General features: G+C 60.5%; 18 protein-coding genes. 11 read left to right on the forward strand and 7 right to left on the reverse strand.

Features of this window, described 5'->3' with window-relative positions; all coding sequences use genetic code 11:
• The first annotated feature begins 11 nt into the window (after positions 1 to 11).
• The 6 genes from ACQQ2Q_RS02700 (at position 12) to ACQQ2Q_RS02725 (ending at position 3,244) form a co-directional block, all read left to right on the forward strand.
• Positions 12 to 392, forward strand: coding sequence for a hypothetical protein (locus ACQQ2Q_RS02700; RefSeq protein WP_428185480.1), 381 nt, complete (start codon positions 12 to 14; stop codon positions 390 to 392).
• 19 nt (positions 393 to 411) lie between these two features.
• On the forward strand, positions 412 to 612 hold the full coding sequence (locus tag ACQQ2Q_RS02705; RefSeq protein WP_428185481.1) for a hypothetical protein: 201 nt from the start codon (positions 412 to 414) through the stop codon (positions 610 to 612).
• A 96-nt stretch (positions 613 to 708) separates the two neighbouring features.
• Positions 709 to 1,476, forward strand: a complete 768-nt coding sequence (gene tam, locus ACQQ2Q_RS02710) for a trans-aconitate 2-methyltransferase (RefSeq protein WP_428185482.1) — start codon at positions 709 to 711, stop codon at positions 1,474 to 1,476.
• A gap of 46 nt (positions 1,477 to 1,522) precedes the next feature.
• Positions 1,523 to 1,771, forward strand: coding sequence for a DUF982 domain-containing protein (locus tag ACQQ2Q_RS02715; RefSeq protein ID WP_428185483.1), 249 nt, complete (start codon positions 1,523 to 1,525; stop codon positions 1,769 to 1,771).
• A 127-nt stretch (positions 1,772 to 1,898) separates the two neighbouring features.
• Positions 1,899 to 2,789 carry an SHOCT domain-containing protein gene (locus ACQQ2Q_RS02720; protein ID WP_428185484.1) on the forward strand — a complete coding sequence of 297 codons (891 nt, stop codon included), beginning with the start codon at positions 1,899 to 1,901 and terminating at the stop codon, positions 2,787 to 2,789.
• 53 nt (positions 2,790 to 2,842) lie between these two features.
• Positions 2,843 to 3,244, forward strand: a complete 402-nt coding sequence (locus tag ACQQ2Q_RS02725) for a (R)-mandelonitrile lyase (protein WP_428185485.1) — start codon at positions 2,843 to 2,845, stop codon at positions 3,242 to 3,244.
• 83 nt (positions 3,245 to 3,327) lie between these two features.
• On the opposite strand, the gene ACQQ2Q_RS02730 is transcribed toward ACQQ2Q_RS02725, so the two are convergent.
• Entirely contained in the window at positions 3,328 to 3,942 is a 615-nt protein-coding gene (locus ACQQ2Q_RS02730; protein WP_428185486.1) for an MliC family protein, read from the reverse strand.
• A gap of 209 nt (positions 3,943 to 4,151) precedes the next feature.
• Here ACQQ2Q_RS02730 and ACQQ2Q_RS02735 point away from each other — a divergent pair, with 209 nt between their 5' ends.
• Positions 4,152 to 4,976: an aldo/keto reductase gene (locus ACQQ2Q_RS02735; RefSeq protein ID WP_428185487.1), complete on the forward strand. Its 825-nt coding sequence runs from the start codon at positions 4,152 to 4,154 to the stop codon at positions 4,974 to 4,976.
• Positions 4,977 to 4,982: 6 nt separating this feature from the next.
• Here the strand turns inward: ACQQ2Q_RS02735 and ACQQ2Q_RS02740 are convergent, their stop codons facing one another.
• Positions 4,983 to 5,828 (reverse strand): hypothetical protein, encoded by an 846-nt coding sequence (locus ACQQ2Q_RS02740; protein WP_428185488.1) that lies wholly within the window; start codon positions 5,826 to 5,828, stop codon positions 4,983 to 4,985.
• Positions 5,829 to 6,060: 232 nt separating this feature from the next.
• Positions 6,061 to 6,768 (reverse strand): hemerythrin domain-containing protein, encoded by a 708-nt coding sequence (locus ACQQ2Q_RS02745; RefSeq protein ID WP_428185489.1) that lies wholly within the window; start codon positions 6,766 to 6,768, stop codon positions 6,061 to 6,063.
• A gap of 162 nt (positions 6,769 to 6,930) precedes the next feature.
• Here ACQQ2Q_RS02745 and ACQQ2Q_RS02750 point away from each other — a divergent pair, with 162 nt between their 5' ends.
• Complete coding sequence (locus ACQQ2Q_RS02750; RefSeq protein ID WP_428185490.1) at positions 6,931 to 7,410, forward strand: hypothetical protein; 480 nt, start codon at positions 6,931 to 6,933, stop codon at positions 7,408 to 7,410.
• Entirely contained in the window at positions 7,407 to 8,756 is a 1,350-nt protein-coding gene (locus ACQQ2Q_RS02755; RefSeq protein WP_428185491.1) for a GAF domain-containing protein, read from the forward strand. The genes ACQQ2Q_RS02750 and ACQQ2Q_RS02755 overlap by 4 nt, the downstream gene beginning before the upstream one ends.
• A 104-nt stretch (positions 8,757 to 8,860) precedes the next feature.
• Here ACQQ2Q_RS02755 and ACQQ2Q_RS02760 read toward each other — a convergent pair whose 3' ends face one another.
• Entirely contained in the window at positions 8,861 to 11,983 is a 3,123-nt protein-coding gene (locus tag ACQQ2Q_RS02760; RefSeq protein ID WP_428185492.1) for an efflux RND transporter permease subunit, read from the reverse strand.
• 16 nt (positions 11,984 to 11,999) lie between these two features.
• Entirely contained in the window at positions 12,000 to 13,139 is a 1,140-nt protein-coding gene (locus ACQQ2Q_RS02765) for an efflux RND transporter periplasmic adaptor subunit (RefSeq protein WP_428185493.1), read from the reverse strand.
• A gap of 137 nt (positions 13,140 to 13,276) precedes the next feature.
• Here ACQQ2Q_RS02765 and ACQQ2Q_RS02770 point away from each other — a divergent pair, with 137 nt between their 5' ends.
• A complete protein-coding gene (locus ACQQ2Q_RS02770; protein ID WP_428185494.1) occupies positions 13,277 to 13,939 on the forward strand; it encodes a TetR/AcrR family transcriptional regulator in 663 nt (220 codons plus the stop codon).
• A gap of 10 nt (positions 13,940 to 13,949) precedes the next feature.
• Here the strand turns inward: ACQQ2Q_RS02770 and ACQQ2Q_RS02775 are convergent, their stop codons facing one another.
• Positions 13,950 to 14,855 (reverse strand): LysR family transcriptional regulator ArgP, encoded by a 906-nt coding sequence (locus tag ACQQ2Q_RS02775; protein ID WP_428185495.1) that lies wholly within the window; start codon positions 14,853 to 14,855, stop codon positions 13,950 to 13,952.
• 104 nt (positions 14,856 to 14,959) lie between these two features.
• Here ACQQ2Q_RS02775 and ACQQ2Q_RS02780 point away from each other — a divergent pair, with 104 nt between their 5' ends.
• On the forward strand, positions 14,960 to 15,568 hold the full coding sequence (locus tag ACQQ2Q_RS02780) for a LysE/ArgO family amino acid transporter (RefSeq protein ID WP_428185496.1): 609 nt from the start codon (positions 14,960 to 14,962) through the stop codon (positions 15,566 to 15,568).
• A 24-nt stretch (positions 15,569 to 15,592) separates the two neighbouring features.
• Here ACQQ2Q_RS02780 and ACQQ2Q_RS02785 read toward each other — a convergent pair whose 3' ends face one another.
• Positions 15,593 to 16,729 (reverse strand): aromatic ring-hydroxylating oxygenase subunit alpha, encoded by a 1,137-nt coding sequence (locus ACQQ2Q_RS02785; protein ID WP_428185497.1) that lies wholly within the window; start codon positions 16,727 to 16,729, stop codon positions 15,593 to 15,595.
• Positions 16,730 to 16,888: the final 159 nt, after the last annotated feature.

Below are 16,888 nucleotides of genomic sequence, written 5' to 3' on the forward strand. Positions count from 1 at the left end.
CATATTTTACCATGGAACCAGGCTTTTCGGAGGCCCGCGAGCGGCTCGGAGAGAAACGGTCTCCAAGCCGCTATCGCTTTTCCATTCAGCAGGACACGCTTCTTGAGACCATGCTTGAGGCGAGCGGCGCAAGCCTCAGCGCCATAGAACGCGGCTGGTCAAAAGTTCAACGCGATGACATCATCAAGTTGCTGGAGGGTGCCTCTGTTTCTGAAGTAGCGCATGCGCGCAATGTCAGCGTGCACAATGTCTACAAGGTGCGAAGCGCCGGTGACTTTGAACTCTATATGCTTCAATGGGATGCAATTCAGACAGCGCTTAGCCAGCTTGACCATCGCTACCAACTACCGGGGGCCGACAAGTGGTGCACGCACTCACTTACACCAGCATAGCTGGGAAATAATCGCAGCAGTGATCGCTCTCAAGACTGTCGCGCGCTTCAAGGAAATGGACGAACGCGACTTCGCTGAATATTTTCTCGTCGGATCGCTCTTCAGCATTCTGTGGACGATGTTCGTGACCAGTGCCTGGCTAGCCTATGATCACAAACTCGGTAGTGACCTACGTGTTCATACCGAACAGTGGCTTGGCATGGAGGCCAAGCAGGACTAAGCGAGTCCGAAACAGCGGCGACATCGGGTTCCTCACCTTTCTTGGCTTGAACGATGCCTGCTGCCGATCTGTCGGATTATCAACCGGAGAACGCCCATGACCTGGTCTGCCAGCCAATATCTGAAATTCGAGGATGAGCGGACGCGGCCGGCGCGGGATCTGCTGGCGCAGGTGCCGCTGGAACGGGCGGCCGCCGTTTACGATCTGGGCTGCGGACCGGGCAATTCGACCGAGCTTCTGGTGGAGCGGTTCGGGGCGAAGTCTGTCACCGGGATCGACAGCGATGACGACATGCTGGACAAGGCAGCCAAACGCCTGCCGGATGTTGCCTTCGCCAAGGCCGATCTTTCGAGCTGGCTGCCGGACACCGACGCCGATCTGCTCTACTCCAATGCCATGTTCCAGTGGCTGCCGGATCACCTGCCGGTGCTGGCAGGGCTTATGGGAAAGCTCAGGAGCGGCGGCGTGCTTGCGATCCAGATGCCGGACAATCTGGGAGAGCCCAGCCATGTTGCCATGCGCGAGACGGCGGAAAGCGGACCATGGGCATCCCTTTTTGCAGGGCGGCAAGTGCGCGCCACACTCCCCTCGCCCACCGACTACATGAATGCGCTTGGCAGCCTTTCTTCCCGGGTGGATGTCTGGCACACGCATTACTATCATCCACTTGCCAATGCCGAGGCGATTGTCGAATGGGTGAAGGGCACGGGGCTGAGGCCTTATCTGTCGACGGTCGGCGCGGCCGCTCAAGAGCAATTTCTGGCCGATTACACCCGCCGTATTGCCCAAGCATACCCGCCCATGGTGGATGGTCGTGTGCTTTTGAAGTTTCCCCGCCTGTTCGTGGTGGCGGTGAAGCGCTGAAGGGGCTAAGAGAGCGGCCAAACTGCAAACCGCGAAAGCGAATTCCATGTCGAAGAACTGGCCCAAGCCCATCATCATCGCCCTTGGCGAAAAAAACGAGAATGTGCTGATCAACAGCACAGAGGCAGCTTCCTGGGCGATGATCGAGGACTGGCCGGTTGAAGACGGACCGGAACTCGACAAGGCACTTTTGATCTTTGCCGATGTGGTGCGTGGCAAACGCACGGATGAAGAAGCCCGGGCGGCCTTTCTGCAGGCGGTCAAGGAAGCCGGGATCACGATCGTCCAGCAGTGAAGCCGGCTGAACGCCGGTTACGCCTCTCTCCACGAGCCCCTTTCGTTCGATTGCCCTGTCATCCGATGACCCTGCGTGCTAGATCCTTTGGCCTTGCGCCACGATTTCACTGGATGAGGAAGACCGGATGCCGACACTGAGCGAGGAAGGCCGCGCGCACCTCAACGATATCGCGAACCGACACGGGGTGAGCTTCGGCGCGGTGGAGCATCTGCTGGCTGCGCTTTTATCGGGGCAATCGACGCAGGCGCAGTTCAACCATCCGGATCTCGGCGGCATGGGCCAATGGTCGCTGGGCGGCATGACCATGGTCGGCGACATGTTCAACAACACCCTGAAAGCCAAGGTCGACACTCTGTGTACGGAGTTGTCGAACCTGGTGCGCAGCTCGGATTTCCAAGGGTTCAATTCAAGTCAATCGCAGTCGCAATCGCAAGGCGGCCATCAGATCGGCATGTCGGGCGGCGGTGTCAGCCTGTTCGTCTCCGGCGGCAGCGGGTCTGCCAACTGGTGGCCGGGCAATCTGGGTGTCCCCTCTTCGGTGGGGGCGCAGAACAATCTGCGCTATGCGCTCTTTCCAACAAGCCAACGCCTGGCCATCGACATTGCCGGGCGGGTGACGGTCTACGATACCGCCGACCACCAGATCGGCGGGTTTTCGCAGCAGCAGGGCGGCGGCCAGAGCCTGACATTCACGTCGCAATACGGGCTTGTGCGGGTGTCGGACCTCAATATCGTCAGCCACCACAGCGAGAGACAGGCGCCGGCGGCGGCTGACGTCGAGCCGGAGGCACCGCAAGTGTCGTGGCGTGAACCGCAAGAGGTTGTGCCCGAGCAAGCCCCCGCTCCGGTCGCGATGCCGCAACCGTGGCAGCCGTCGATGAAGACCGCATCGAATGCCAATCTGGAAGACGATATCTTCGCCAAGATAGAACGCCTGGCCGACCTGCATTCCAAGGGCATTTTGACCGACGCGGAATATGCCGAAAAGAAATCCGAATTGCTGGCGCGGCTCTAGACGTAGGGCTATCAGCATCTGTTCTGCCGCAACGCCAATCGAAGGACCCTGTCATGGACATCAAACGCAATGGATCGCGCCCATCGGGCAAGGGACCGGCTGAATATTTTACCGGCGCGGTCAGAATGGATCCGTTGATCGAGGCACCCGAGCCCGCCCGTATTCGCTCCGTGCATGTGACGTTTGAGCCGGGCGCGCGCACCAACTGGCATACCCATCCCCTGGGGCAGACGATCATCATCACATCGGGCAGTGGCCTTGCCCAGCACTGGGGCGGACCGGTGGAAGAATTGCGGCCCGGCGATGTGGTCTGGTTTGCGCCCGGCGAAAAGCACTGGCATGGTGCAAGCGCCACCAACGGCATGAGCCACATCGCCATTCAGGAAGCGCTCGATGGCGTCACCGCCGACTGGCTGGAAGCCGTGAGTGCGGACCAGTATGACGGCAAGGCCTGATCGGACGATTCGCGATTTCAGGCCCGGAGGCGTGCGGGGTTCGCGGCGGGTGAGCACGCGCATATTTTGACAGTGCGTGCCCCTCACTTGGCAAGCTTGCAATCGAACGCGTGGCCCTCGGGCCATTCCACCATGGCCTCATCGCCCTTCACCCAGAAGACGATCCCGAAGGAGCCTTCGTAGCGTGCGCCAGAGCCGGAGATGCCCTGAATGGCGATCTCCTGACTGTCGCCGCGCTCCAGCCTGACTGCGGGCGGGTCGGTCTCAAAGAAGGTGGCGACGATCTCGTTGGCCGGGTTGTTCTCGCAGGTAAAGAAAACCGGATCCATGGCGGGTACCAGATTATGGGCAGCCTGCAATTCGGCAATGCGCCGATCATAGGACATCAGCGTGCACTGGCGCTTGTCGTCTGCCTTCCAGCAATCGTCGCGTCCGCCGACCCAGCCGCGCTGCCCTGTCTTCAACTCCGACGTCGCGGTTTTCTCATCCGATGCACCGGCAAGCGAGGCAAGGGCTTGGCTATAAACCTTGTCGAGCAACTGGTCCTTCTGCGCCAGTTCGTCATCCTGACAGATCAGGCCCTCGATCTCGTGCGTGGCCTTGGCGCAATCGAATGTCGGGGATGCGGCCCTGGCCGAGACTGCCGAAGACATGATGGCGCAGACAGCGCATACGATCATAAAAGCATGATTTGTCATGACGCGATCTCCCGCAGTGGTGAAAGAAGCATACAGCCTTCCGAGCACGGTTTATATTTTAGATTTTCGGCATGCAAATGCGGTCGGCCACTGGCCGGTCGCTGCACCCATGATCAAGAGTTTGCAAAAATAAGTTGGAACAGTGTTTCGATCTCCACAGTTAGCCTTGGACAAAACAAAAACTGCACAAGCAAACAAGGAGGCCAATCATGGACTATGTCAACGCTAATGGAGCCAGCCTCCCATCCCTCGGTTTCGGCACATTCAGAATGCCGGAGGAGGACATCGCGCGCATCCTTCCGCTCGCATTGCTGGTGGGGTTCCGCCATGTCGACACCGCCCAGGTCTACGGCAATGAAGCGGCTGTAGGCTCGGTTTTGTCGAAGTCCGGGATCTTCCGCGGCGATCTGTTCTTGACCACCAAGGTGTGGGTCGACAAATTCGCCAAGGGCGATTTCATCCCCTCCGTCGAGGAGAGTCTGCGCAAGCTGAAAACCGATTACATCGATCTGTTGTTGCTGCACTGGCCGCAAAGTCCGGTACCGTTGGAAGACCAGATCGAAAGCCTGAACAGGCTGGTGAAATCCGGCAAGGTACGCAATATCGGCGTCTCCAACTATTCGACCAAACTGATGGCCAAGGCGATGGAACTGTCGGACGTCCCGCTGGTCAACAACCAGATCGAATACCACCCCTATCTCGACCAGACGGCAGTCCTGGACGCTGCCCGAAGCTACGGCATGAGCGTTACGGCCTATTATCTGATGGCGGATGGTCAGGTGCCCAATGATGCCCTGCTTCAGGATATCGGCGCACGCCACGGCAAGACGGCAGCGCAGGTGACATTGCGCTGGGCGATCCAGCAGCAGAACGTGGTGGCGCTTTCCAAGACGGCGACCGAAGGCCGGCTGGCTGAAAATTTCTCAGTCTTCGATTTCTCGCTCTCTGCCGAAGAAATGGACGCGATCCACGGTCTCGCCAGGGCCGATGGCCGGATCGTCAGTCCGGCGCATCTGGCACCAGACTGGGATTAGGGGCATCTAGAGACGATAGACGAAGAGCCGGGTTTTCCGGCCGTCGTCGACCGCGATGATCCGTTCCGGCTCGACATCGGGCACGGCAAAACTGTTGCTGACAAAGCGCGTGCCGGGACGCATCTCGGCGCGCGCCTTTTCAAACATGCGCGGCATCGGCGCCGGCGACAGGAAACAATAGACAATATCGTGGCTTGCGAGGTTCTCATCCCAGATGCTGCGATAGGAGATTGTCGCATTGGAAAGCGCCAATGCGCGAAGGCGCGCTGCCAGATAGACCAGCGGTGCCGTTTCCACACCGCTTGCCTTGAGGTCGGGCTGAGCGCGGGCGAGAAAAGTGACAACGCCGCCCAGACCACAGCCCATATCGACAAAGGACTTCGCCTTGGCATCGGCCACCAGCGCCTCCAGCGCCTGCCATGTGCGCCGGTTGGTGAGATAGAGCGGCACCTGCTCGGAGGCGCTGTTCCAGTAGAATAGCAGGATGAGTACGAAGCCTGCCAGAAACAGCCAGGAGGGCAGTACCGGCCCGAGCGCGATGACGAGCGGCAAGAACACCTGTATGAGGATCCAGGCTGGCGGCAGGCCCAGTACGCGCCCGATCAGGGCGGCCAAAGCGCCTTGCGCCAATAGCAGCGCCACAGCGATCGCCGGACTGCCGGACGGCAACATGTCGCGAACCGCCCAGACGCCCGCCAGCACGATCCCTTGAGACAGGATGACCTTGAACCAGGGCAGGACATGCCGGGCAAGCGCATTCTTGGTGGCAGGCATGGTGTTTGTGCCGTGCTGGAGAAACAGGAGCGCGGGCACGACGCCCGCTACCCCTTTGTCTAGACCATCGCGCATCATGATCGTCAATCCGGCAAGGTCTGGCGCTCCACCGGAAAATGCCTGGAGACCATTTGCGTGTTGAGGGTCATGACCTCACGGCGTCCGTGTGGAGGGTCGGGCACACGCATATCCGCCTCCGCAAGCAACCGGTTCAATCGGGCGATGCAGGGATTAAGGCAGCGCGAGCAGGCGGCCGTGTCACCCTCCGCCGTACCGGGCGGCGGAGGGACAGTCAGGGAGACTGCCGGTCTCATGCTGCGAGACACAGCCGGTTGGCGAGATCGTCGAAGGCGATTTCCGACAGGCTGGGGCGAACGGCAAACTCGATCACCGCGTTGAAGATTTCCGGCGGCGCGCCCCGCTTCATGGCGCCGAGCAATGCCGCGCGTTCGGCGGGGTTTAGGGCCGGGATCATGGTGCGCATGAAAGCCAAGTGCTTTTCGGGCGGAATGGAAGAGACGATCCGCATTTCGATGCCGATCAGTTCCTGGTCGGTAAAATTCTTCCACAATGCGGGTGCGGTCACGGTCTCCTCTTCGTGCATATGGGCAAGGTCTTCGGCGATGTAGGCAGCGAAGGCGAGATAGAGTTTTCTGCCAGCGGCACTGCGGTCGAGCGCCCCTGCCTGTTCGACCGCCTGTGCCAGCGCTTCGAGATCGCGGAAAGCCTGGCGATGATCGTCGTGCTGGTCATCGACGGTGGCGGTGGAGGCGCCCCTGGCTTGCAACGCCTTGTGGACGTGTTCGTCCTCGTGCACCACATGGCCGGCTGCGATGGCGAGATAGCCACGCAATCCGGCAAGCACGGCTGCCCGCTCGTCGGCATTGTCATAGTCGGCCGCACCCAAACGGCAGAGGAGTTCGCAGCCCGCCTTGCGGATGGCCTTGTGGATATTGCCGTAGAGATCGAAACGACCGTTGAGGTCGGGAATGGTTGTCAGGGAAAGATGCTCGGTCATCGTGTTTTTCCTTTGCTGTTGAAAACCGGCGGTGCCGGCTGATGGACCGCGAGATAAACCGAGACGCGAAACGCGACTTCCTAAATGCTTGCTAAGCGCGAGTGCGCATTGCTAAAAACTTCCTATCTTTCTAATCTCCAGACTTTGATGCGGTGGTGAACAGTGATCGACACCGAGGTTGCGCGCTTCATCGAGAGTAAGGTGATGATCTTCGTTGCCACGCGCAACGAGGAGCGCCGCCCGATGATCGGCCGCGGCAGCGGCGCCTGGGTCGATGCGGCAACGGGGAACGTTGCTCTGCTGGTGTCTTCCAGCCAGTGGCCCTCCATGGTTGCCTGGGCCAAGGCCGGGATGCCGATCGCCATTACCTGCGTGCGCCCGACCGACTATCAGGCCTATCAGATCAAGGGCATGATCGGCAGCGTGCGCTCGGCTGACCGGGACGAAGAGCGTCGTGGCAGCCGCTATGTGGCGGCCATGCTGCAGCAACTGGGCTCGCTTGGCGTGACGCGCCTGCAGCTTTCGAGCACGCTCAGCGACCGCGACCTCGTGCATATCGCCTTTCGTCCGCGCGACCTCTATGTGCAGACGCCGGGCCCCGCGGCCGGCCGACGAATAACGGCGGAGGGACAGCCGCAATGATCCCGCTGAGCACGATCCGCGATTCCTTCGAAGGCGTCATTCCCTCACTGATCGCAACCACCGACAGCGACGGCATGCCCAACATCACCTCGCTGTCGCATGTCTATTACGTGGATGAACGGCATGTGGCGCTGTCGAACCAGTATTTTTCGAAAACGGCCGCCAATGTCGCGGCCAACGGGCTTGCGACGGTGATGGTGGTCGATGGCTATAACGGCAACCAGCACATTCTCGATCTGGTGTTCGAGTCCTCCCGGAGCGATGGGGACGTGTTCGACCGCGTCTGCGCCCATCTCGACGTGATGAGCGCCGAACAGGGCATGGACACGATCATGAAACTGCGCGCCGTCGATATCTATCGCGTCGAGGACTGCCGGCTGGTGATGGCGGCAAACCCGCTCGAACAGGCGCCGGAAAAATCCGCGAGCGCTGTTCGTGACCATCTGCAATGGACGGAGATCCTGACGGCACGGCTGACCGCAGAGACCGATATCGAGCAGATGCTCGACCGGGCGCTGGAGGGGCTGGCTGCGTTGTTCGGCTATAGCCACGCCATGGTGCTGTTGCCCGATACCGAACGCATGCAACTGACAACCATCGCCAGCCACGGCTACGACCGCTACGGCATCGGCTCCGAAATCCCCTTCGGCCAGGGCACGATCGGCAAGGCCGCAGCGACCCGGCTTCCGGTGCGCATCAGCGATATGAGCCGCGGGCGTCGCTATGTGCAGGCGGTCAAGGCCATGAGCGGCATGGACGAGGCGATCGCCTTGCCGGCCATCTCCTCCCCGGTCAGTCAGCTGGCCGTGCCGATGATCGCCCAGCGCCGGCTCATGGGCGTGCTTTTCGTCGAATCCGACACGGCCTTCGCCTTCCGACACAAGGATGAGGAAGCCCTGCTGGTGATCGCTCGGCAGCTGGCACTGGCGCTGATGCTTGCCGATCCCGGACGCGAGCGCGGCGAGCGGCCGCCTGCCCCCACCGCGCCGCCGGCCGCTGCCCCGACGACAGACGCAGGAGGTGTGAAGATCCGCTACTACCGCCGCGACGGCTCCGTGTTCGTGGATGGCGATTATCTGATACGGGGCGTGCCGGGGCGACTTTTGAAACACTGTCTCGACGCGTATCTCGCGACCGGCCAGCGAGATTTCACAAATCGGGAAATCCGTCGCGATCCGGGACTGCTGCTGCCCGACTTCAAGGATAATCTCGAGACGAGGCTGATCCTGTTGCGGCGGCGGCTGGAGGAAAAGGGCGGACCGATCCGGCTTATTCGCGCCGATCGAGGCCGGTTGCGGCTCGACATCGACGGTGTGCCGCATTTGACGGTGATCGATGGCGATTAGGATGCGACAAGACAAATGATTGAATGCGAAACGGCCGCACCAGAAGGCGCGGCCGTTTGAATGTCTGGCTTGAATTAAGGGTTCTGCCTATTCGGGCGGGTTCCCTATATCTCGGCAGCTGTCTTGGCCGGTTCTTCCTTCTTCTTGCGCCGGCGATTGACCAGCACGAAGAACAGCGGAACGAACAGAATGCCGAGCACCGTGCCCGAAATGGTACCGCCGAGCACGCTGGTGCCGATGGCGTTGCGACCGCCGGAACCGGCACCGGTGCTGAGCACCAGCGGCAGCACGCCGAGCGAGAAGGCCATCGAGGTCATGATGATCGGCCGGAAACGCTGACGGGCAGCCTCCCGGACAGCGACAAAGAGATCCTCGCCAGCGTCGAAGCGTTCACGGGCGAACTCGACGATCAGGATGGCGTTCTTGCCGGTCAGTCCGACAACGGTGAGCAGGCCCACCTGGAAGAAGACACCATTCTGGTAGCCGCCGAACAGGGTCCACAACAACGCACCGAGAATACCCACCGGCATGGCGAGCATGACGGCAAACGGGATCGACCAGCTCTCATAGAGTGCCGCAAGGCAAAGGAAGACTGCCGCCAGCGACAAGGCATAGAGCAGTGGTGCCTGGTTTCCGGATTCACGTTCTTCCAGCGACAGTCCGGTCCAGGATACTTCGTAGCCCGGCAGTTGCGATGCCAGACGCTCTATCTCGGCCATGGCCTCACCGGTGGTCACACCGGCTGCAGGCGAACCCTGGATCTGCATGGAGCTCACCGCATTATAACGGTTGATGCCTTGCGGACCGAAAGTCCAGCTGCCCTGAGCGAAGTTGGAGAAAGGCACCAGGCCGCCGCTGGAATTGCGCACCTTCCATTCCGAAATATCCGACGGAAGCGCACGCGAATCCGCTTCGCCCTGGATGTAAACGCGCTTGATGCGGTCACGGTCGATGAAGTCGTTGACATAGTTACCCGCCCAGGCGACCTGCAACAATGCGGCAACATCTGTCGCGGAGACGCCCATGGCACCGGCTGCGCGCCAGTCGATATCGAGGTGATACTGGGCGGCATCTTCCAGACCGGATGGACGCGCGGAACCGATCAGCGGGCTTTGCGCCGCCATGCCGAGCAGCTGGTTGCGGGCAGCCAGCAATTCGTCATGGGACTGGCCATTGCGGGCTTCGAGATAGAAGTCGAAGCCGCTCATGATGCCGAGTTCGGGAACCGATGGCGGGACGATCGGGAAGGCCATCGCGTCCTTGATACCCATGAAGGCCGGGTAGGCGCGCCCGGCAATGGCCTGGGCGCTCTGGCTCGGCAGCGGCCGATCCTTCCAGTCCTTCAGGCGCACGAAGGCAAGACCCATATTCTGGCCCTGACCGGAGAAGGAGAAGCCGACGACACCGAAGACGGATTCGACATTGTCCTTCTCATTCACCAGAAAGTGTTGCTCGACCTGATCGAGAACCTTCTGGGTGCGCTCAGCCGTTGCACCCGTGGGTGCCTGAATGAGTGCCAGAAGAATGCCCTGGTCTTCATCCGGCAAGAAGGCGGTCGGGGTCTGAATGAAACTCCAGACCATGACGCCGACCAGTGCCAGATAAATGACGCCGACGCGGAATGGCCGACGCACGATCCAGCCAATGGTGCTGCCATAGCCGCCGCTGATGCGGTCGAAGTTGCGGTTGAACCAGCCGGCAGGACCCTTCTTGGCATGATGCGCCGACTTGGACGACAAAATGGTGGCGCAAAGAGCCGGTGTAAGCGTCAACGCCACCAGCACCGACAGGCCCATGGCCGAGACGATGGTGATCGAGAACTGCTGATAGATGACGCCGGTGGACCCACCGAAGAATGCCATGGGCACGAACACGGCGGAGAGAACCAGGGCAATACCGATCAGGGCGCCGGTGATCTGCCCCATGGATTTGCGCGTGGCCTCGAGCGGACTGAGCCCCTCTTCCTCCATGATACGCTCGACGTTCTCCACAACCACGATGGCATCGTCCACCAGAAGGCCGATGGCAAGCACCATGGCCAGCATGGTGAGCGTGTTGATGGAAAATCCGAACGCCGCCAGGATACCGAATGTACCGAGCAGAACCACAGGAACAGCGAGCGTCGGAATGAGCGTCGCACGGAAGTTCTGCAGGAAGACCAGCATGACGAGGAAGACCAGCACGATGGCTTCGCCGAGTGTCTTGACCACTTCCTCGATCGAGATCTGAACGAAGGGCGTGGTGTCGTAAGGCACGACATAGGAGACGCCTTCGGGGAAGAAGGCCGAAGCCTCCTCGATCTTGGCCTTGACCAGTTCCGCGGTATCGAGCGCGTTAGCGCCGGAGGCCAGCTTGATTGCCATACCGGTCGAGGGCTTGCCGTTGAAACGCGCAATCGTGGAATAGCTTTCCGAGCCAATTTCGACGCGTGCGACGTCTTTCAGCAATACCAGACCGCCGTCGGTGGCCGCACGCACGACGATACCTTCGAAATCTTCAGGCGTGGTCAGAAGCGACTGGGCCGTGATGGTGGCGTTCAGCTGCTGCCCCTGGATGGCGGGCAAAGTCCCGAATGCGCCCGCCGAAATCTGGGCGTTTTCAGCCGAGACTGCACTGACGACATCGCTTGGCGCCAGGCCGTAGGCCGAGAGCTTGACCGGGTCCAGCCAGATGCGCATGGCATATTTGGAACCGAAGACCTGGACTTCGCCGACGCCTTCGAGACGGCTGAATTCGTCGACGAGATTGGTGTTGAGGTAGTCGGAAAGGTCGGTCTGGTCGAGCTTGCCATCATTGGAGATGAGCGCAATCACCATCAGGAAGCTTGCCGACGACTTCTGCACGGTTACGCCCTGACGCTGAACCGTTTCCGGCAGCAGCGAGGTCGCTTGCGACAGCTTGTTTTGCACCTGCACCTGAGCGATATCCGGATCGGTTCCGGTTTCGAAGGTCAGCGTGATCGAAGCGGTGCCTGCCGAGGTCGAACTCGACGAGAAATACCGCAATCCGTCCAAGCCGGTCAGCCGCTGTTCGATGACCTGGGTCACCGTATTGGCGATCGTTTGTGCCGATGCGCCGGGGTAGCTTGCATTGATCGAGATGGTCGGCGGTGCGATCTGCGGATATTGCGAGATCGGCAGGGTCGTGATGGACAGAATACCGGCGCCCATGATGATGATCGCAATCACCCATGCAAAGATCGGCCGGTCAATAAAAAAGCGTGCCATGTCGGTCTCCGCGAGGTCAGTTCTTGGCCGGCTGTTCGGCGCGTTCTTCCGGGGCGACGGTAGCGCCGACCGCAATTTTCTGAAGGCCTTCTACAATCACCCGGTCGCCAGCCTTGACACCGTCGGAGACGATCCAGTCGGACCCTCGGTCACTGACGATCGTCAATGTGCGCTGTTCGACCTTGTTGTCCGCCGTGACGACCATGGCGATCGGGTTGCCGCGACGGTCGCGCGACACGCCTTCCTGGGGAACGAGTACGGCATTGTCGATGACACCCTGAGGCATCTCGACCTGCACATACATGCCGGGCAACAGCATCTCATCTGGATTTGGGAATTGCAGACGCAAGGTGATCACGCCGGTTTCTTCATCCACATGCGGTTCCGCAGCGGTGAGCTCACCGGTCTGATCGTAGGCAGTGCGATCGGCAAGGGTCAGCTTGACCGTGGTATCGGCATTGGGGCCGAGCGAGGCTGCGCCCTTGCGCTTCCAGCGCACCAGATCGGCGGCCGACTGGGCGACGTCGACATAAACCGGATCGAGCTTGCGGATGACCGCCAGCGGATCGCTCTGACCGGAGATCACAAGCGCACCTTGCGTGGTCAGTGAAAGACCGATGGCACCGGAGATCTGGGCGCGGATGGTGGCGCGGTCCAGATCGATATTGGCCGTCATCAATTGCGCATTGGCCACCTGCAATGCGGCCTTGGCGGCATCGCGCGTGGTAATGGCTGTATCCAGGGCCTGATCGGTCGAGACATTGCTCTTGCGCAGCGCTTCAATACGCTTCAACTCGCGTTCACCGGAATCCAGATTGACCTGAGCCTGGGCAACCGATGCCTTGGCGGCTGCAACCTGCGCCTCGTAGCTGGCCGGATCGATGCGGTACAATATATCGCCCGCCTTGACCTTGGAGCCCTCTTCGAAAAGCCGTTCCATGATGATGCCGTTGACCTGAGGCCGCACTTCGGCAACGCCGGACGCGACCACACGACCTGGCAGTTTCGACGTGACTGTGATCGTCTGCTGCTTCAGCTCAACCACCGTGACCGGTGTTGGCGGAGCCTCTTTCTTGCCTTCCTGGGCAAAGGCCACTGCCGGCGTAATGACAGCAGCAAACAGGCATGAAAGGAGGGCGTTTGTCGCAGACCTCATGGAACTTCTCCAGTTAATGGGGAGTTGACGCTTGGCGAAGGGACGCGAAGAGTCTAATATTAAAACCAGATGGTTTTATAATAGAATTTTTGCAGTGCGCAAGCGTTATGCGCGCTGCTGCAAAGGAGGTAATGCGTATGTTGTTGCCAAAATGCCGCGATGCACATCGCGGCCCGGGGCGACCGCGTCAGTTCGATCTTGCAGAGCGAGAGGCGATCATCCTCGATACCGCTGAGCGAATTATTCTGGAAAGAGGTCTGGCCGCTACCTCCATGGCCGCAATCGCCAAAGAAGCCGGCATGTCAAAGCGCACACTTTACGAAGTGTTCGAGAGCCGCGCGACATTGTTTGCCAGCATTGTCCGACGCATACGCACCCGGAAGATGCGACCGCTCGCCGATGAACAGCACGGACTTCCGCTGGCACAGCGCCTGCGATTGCTGCTCACGCCCTCGCAGGAGAAATTCTCCGACCCGCTGCCTATGGCCATCCTGAGGGCGGTGATCGCCGAGTCCGAGCGCCAGCCGGACCTGGCGCAGCAATTCCTGCAGGAAGGCCCCTATGCTCTCTACGCGATGATCCGCACCGAACTCGACAGGAGCGTCGCGCGCGGCGAAATTGCCATTGCCGATACCGAGGAGGCCGCGCGCCTTCTGGTCGACATGGCACATACCAACCTGCTGGAGCATCTGGTGCTTGTAACCGGCTCTTGCCAGGAAGATGTCGATATGTTGCGCAAGCGCGTCGATCTGGCTATCCGGGTTTTTCACCATGGCATAGCGGAACGCGCGGTCGCCTGAGCCCTTTCCCTTACCGGCTCTGCGACAGCTTTTTTGCGGATACCTCGATGACCTTTTGTGTAAGAGGGGTCAACTGGTCGGCGGCCAGACGGTTGATGTGCCAATACAGCTTGATGTCGAGTGTCTGGCCCGGCACAAGTTCCACCAGCCGACCGGCCGCCAAATGCTCCTGGACCAGCGGACGCGGGTTCATACCCCATCCCAGCCCCATGAGGCTGGCATCGACGAAGCTTTGCGTGGATGGCAACCAATGGGTGGGGAGATTGACGTCCCGGCCCAGCACCGACCTCACCCAGTCGGCCTGCAACCGGTCCTTCTGGTTGAAGGTCATCGACGGGGCCTGTGCCATGGAGGCCGGCGTTATGCCTTGGGAAAAATGCCTTTCGACAAAATCCGGGCTGGCCGTCGCGTGATATCGAAGCGCACCGAGAAAATAGCGCCGGCAACCCGAAATGGGTTTGTCTGTGCCGGTGACTGCGGCAATGACCTTGCCTTGCTGCAGCCAGTCGGCGGTATGATCCTGATCGTCGACCGCGATGTCCAGCAGATAGCGCGAGGATTGGGAAAACTCCGACATGGCCTGCAGGAACCATGTGGCCAGACTGTCGGCATTGGTTGCGATGCGAAGCGTGACGCGTTGCTGTCTGCCGTCAGGATCGGCGAGTGACGGCAGGCCCTTCAACAGGTCCTGCTCCAGCATGCCGACATGCTCCATGTGCCGGCAGAGGCGCTCGCCCTTTTCGGTTGCCGTGCAGGGGTTTGCGCGCACCACAAGCGCTGCGCCCAGGCGTTCCTCCAACTGCTTGATGCGTTGCGAAACGGCGGACGGGGTGACATTCAGCGCGGCTGCGGCCCGGTCGAAGCTCCCCGTCTGAATGACGGCCTGAAGAACGCGAAGGGCGGCGTAATCGATCATGTCATTAGCTTTACTTAATCTGACGAAGCTGAGTTAATTAGACTAATTCCGATCGCCGGTCTATCGAACGGGTTCCGATCCTTCGTCTACGGCATTGCATCATCATGGACTTCACCACATTCTTCACCGGCCTTGCGATGGGCCTCAGCCTGATTGTCGCGATTGGCGGGCAAAATGCTTTCGTGCTGCGACAAGGGCTGCGCAACGAGCATGTGTTGGCCGTATGCCTTGCCTGCGCGCTGTCCGACGCGATCCTGATTACCGTCGGCGTGACGAGCCTCACTCAGGTTGTCGAGTTCTTGCCCTTTCTCGAGCCGGTGATGCGATATGGGGGCGCGGCATTTCTTCTCTGGTATGCCGCGCTGAACCTCAGATCGGCCTGGACAGGCACAGGCGCATTGCAGGTTAGCAATGGCGGCTCGAGCGGATTTGCAAAGACGCTTGGGCTTTGCCTGGCGCTTACCTGGCTCAACCCGCATGTCTATCTCGATACCGTGGTGCTGCTGGGCACGATCTCGACGCGCTTTCCCGGCCATCAGTTCGCCTTTGCCCTCGGTGCCGTGACGGCATCGTTCCTGTTTTTCTTTGCGCTTGGCTATGGCGCAAGGTGGCTGAGGCCGCTTGTTGCCAAACCCGCAGCCTGGCGCGTCCTCGAGGTGATCATTGCCGGCGTGATGGGGCTGATCGCCTTCCGGCTGCTCAGCGGTATTTGAATGGCGACGGTCTCGGACCCTGCCTCAGCCGGCAATCTTCGATGAGATATAGGTCGCGAATTCGTAGTTCGGGCGCTCCAGATGCGAAAGCGCGCCGGGCTCGGAAAGGCGCCCCAGCAGACCCTTGTAGACCTTTTCGGTGCAGCCGCGATCCTCATCGTTGACGGCATCGAGCAGGGCTTTCAGTGCCGCGAAATGGGCCTGCGCGTCCGGATCGTTGACATAGTCAGCATGCAGCCCGCCGCCATAGAGGATCTTGACCTTGCCGGGACCGTCGGGATGCAGGGACAGATACCAGAAGTAACCGGGGGTGAGCGTGATCATCAGCGCCGGATAGATGGCCAGCAGCCAGGTCTTCACCCGCTCCTCGCCCTTGAGCACGGTGTTTTCCGGATGGGCCACGGTCAGCGGCGCATCATCCTTTTTCAGTATCCAGTGGTAATTGAAGGCGTCATAGCCTTCCGGACAGGTCATCTTTTCCAGCGAGACGAAGCCGCCGATCGTGCCGGAATGGCAGACCGGCAGGTGATAGCTTTCCATGAAATTTTCGGCCAGCACCTTCCAGTTGGTGTTCCAGTGATGCTCTTCCCGGAAGGTCTCGGCATAATTGGCCATGTCGAGATAGCCGACGAGGTTTTCCACCTCCTTCAACTGCTCGGCGGGGTCCGGCGCATCGGGGTTGAGCGTGACCATGATCCAGCCGAGCCAGACAGTGCAGCGGATGGATGGCAGCTTCACATCCTCCTTGCAGAAGCCTTCGTTCATGTGCATGGCCGGCGCACCGCGCAGCGAACCGTCGAGATTGTAGGTCCAGGCGTGATAGGGACAGACGATGGCGCGCACATGACCGCGCCCCTCCAAGAGCGTCGACATGCGGTGGCGACAGATATTGGACATGGCGCGCAACCGGTTGTCGCGGTCGCGCAGGATGATCACCGGCTCGCCGGCAATCTCCATGGTGAGATAATCGCCGGGGCCTTTCAGCGCGTCGGCACGGCCGGCACAGAGCCATTCCTTGGAGAAGATATGCTCCAGTTCCTGCGCCACGAAGGCTTGCGAGGTGTAAACGCTTTTGGGCATGGCGCGGGCCTGCCCGAACGGCAGGGCGACATTGGCTTTCAGTTCTGCAGCCGGAGACAGGGAGGGATCATGCGCAGTCATCGAGGCAGCCTTACCTTTCGGGGCAAAGCGCCCCGGTGGACGGAGGACAGTGACGAGGGACCGGCAGGCTTGGCAACATCTCCTGCCGGGCATTCATGCGTAAGCTGATCATGTCACGCAGAGGGAGGACTGCCAATCCCTGAAACGGTGGGGGCAAAG

It is taken from the genome of Agrobacterium sp. ES01 (genome assembly GCF_050320885.1).
Taxonomy (GTDB): domain Bacteria; phylum Pseudomonadota; class Alphaproteobacteria; order Rhizobiales; family Rhizobiaceae; genus Allorhizobium.

Coding starts and splice junctions, on each gene's coding strand:
- ACQQ2Q_RS02780 (WP_428185496.1), top strand. CDS start 14,960: ATGGACTTCACCACATTCTTCACCGGCCTTGCGATGGGCCTCAGCCTG.
- ACQQ2Q_RS02730 (WP_428185486.1), bottom strand. CDS start 3,942: ATGACAAATCATGCTTTTATGATCGTATGCGCTGTCTGCGCCATCATG.
- ACQQ2Q_RS02735 (WP_428185487.1), top strand. CDS start 4,152: ATGGACTATGTCAACGCTAATGGAGCCAGCCTCCCATCCCTCGGTTTC.
- ACQQ2Q_RS02770 (WP_428185494.1), top strand. CDS start 13,277: ATGTTGTTGCCAAAATGCCGCGATGCACATCGCGGCCCGGGGCGACCG.
- ACQQ2Q_RS02760 (WP_428185492.1), bottom strand. CDS start 11,983: ATGGCACGCTTTTTTATTGACCGGCCGATCTTTGCATGGGTGATTGCG.
- tam (WP_428185482.1), top strand. CDS start 709: ATGACCTGGTCTGCCAGCCAATATCTGAAATTCGAGGATGAGCGGACG.
- ACQQ2Q_RS02785 (WP_428185497.1), bottom strand. CDS start 16,729: ATGACTGCGCATGATCCCTCCCTGTCTCCGGCTGCAGAACTGAAAGCC.
- ACQQ2Q_RS02725 (WP_428185485.1), top strand. CDS start 2,843: ATGGACATCAAACGCAATGGATCGCGCCCATCGGGCAAGGGACCGGCT.
- ACQQ2Q_RS02755 (WP_428185491.1), top strand. CDS start 7,407: ATGATCCCGCTGAGCACGATCCGCGATTCCTTCGAAGGCGTCATTCCC.
- ACQQ2Q_RS02775 (WP_428185495.1), bottom strand. CDS start 14,855: ATGATCGATTACGCCGCCCTTCGCGTTCTTCAGGCCGTCATTCAGACG.
- ACQQ2Q_RS02715 (WP_428185483.1), top strand. CDS start 1,523: ATGTCGAAGAACTGGCCCAAGCCCATCATCATCGCCCTTGGCGAAAAA.
- ACQQ2Q_RS02740 (WP_428185488.1), bottom strand. CDS start 5,828: ATGATGCGCGATGGTCTAGACAAAGGGGTAGCGGGCGTCGTGCCCGCG.
- ACQQ2Q_RS02700 (WP_428185480.1), top strand. CDS start 12: ATGGAACCAGGCTTTTCGGAGGCCCGCGAGCGGCTCGGAGAGAAACGG.
- ACQQ2Q_RS02745 (WP_428185489.1), bottom strand. CDS start 6,768: ATGACCGAGCATCTTTCCCTGACAACCATTCCCGACCTCAACGGTCGT.
- ACQQ2Q_RS02720 (WP_428185484.1), top strand. CDS start 1,899: ATGCCGACACTGAGCGAGGAAGGCCGCGCGCACCTCAACGATATCGCG.
- ACQQ2Q_RS02765 (WP_428185493.1), bottom strand. CDS start 13,139: ATGAGGTCTGCGACAAACGCCCTCCTTTCATGCCTGTTTGCTGCTGTC.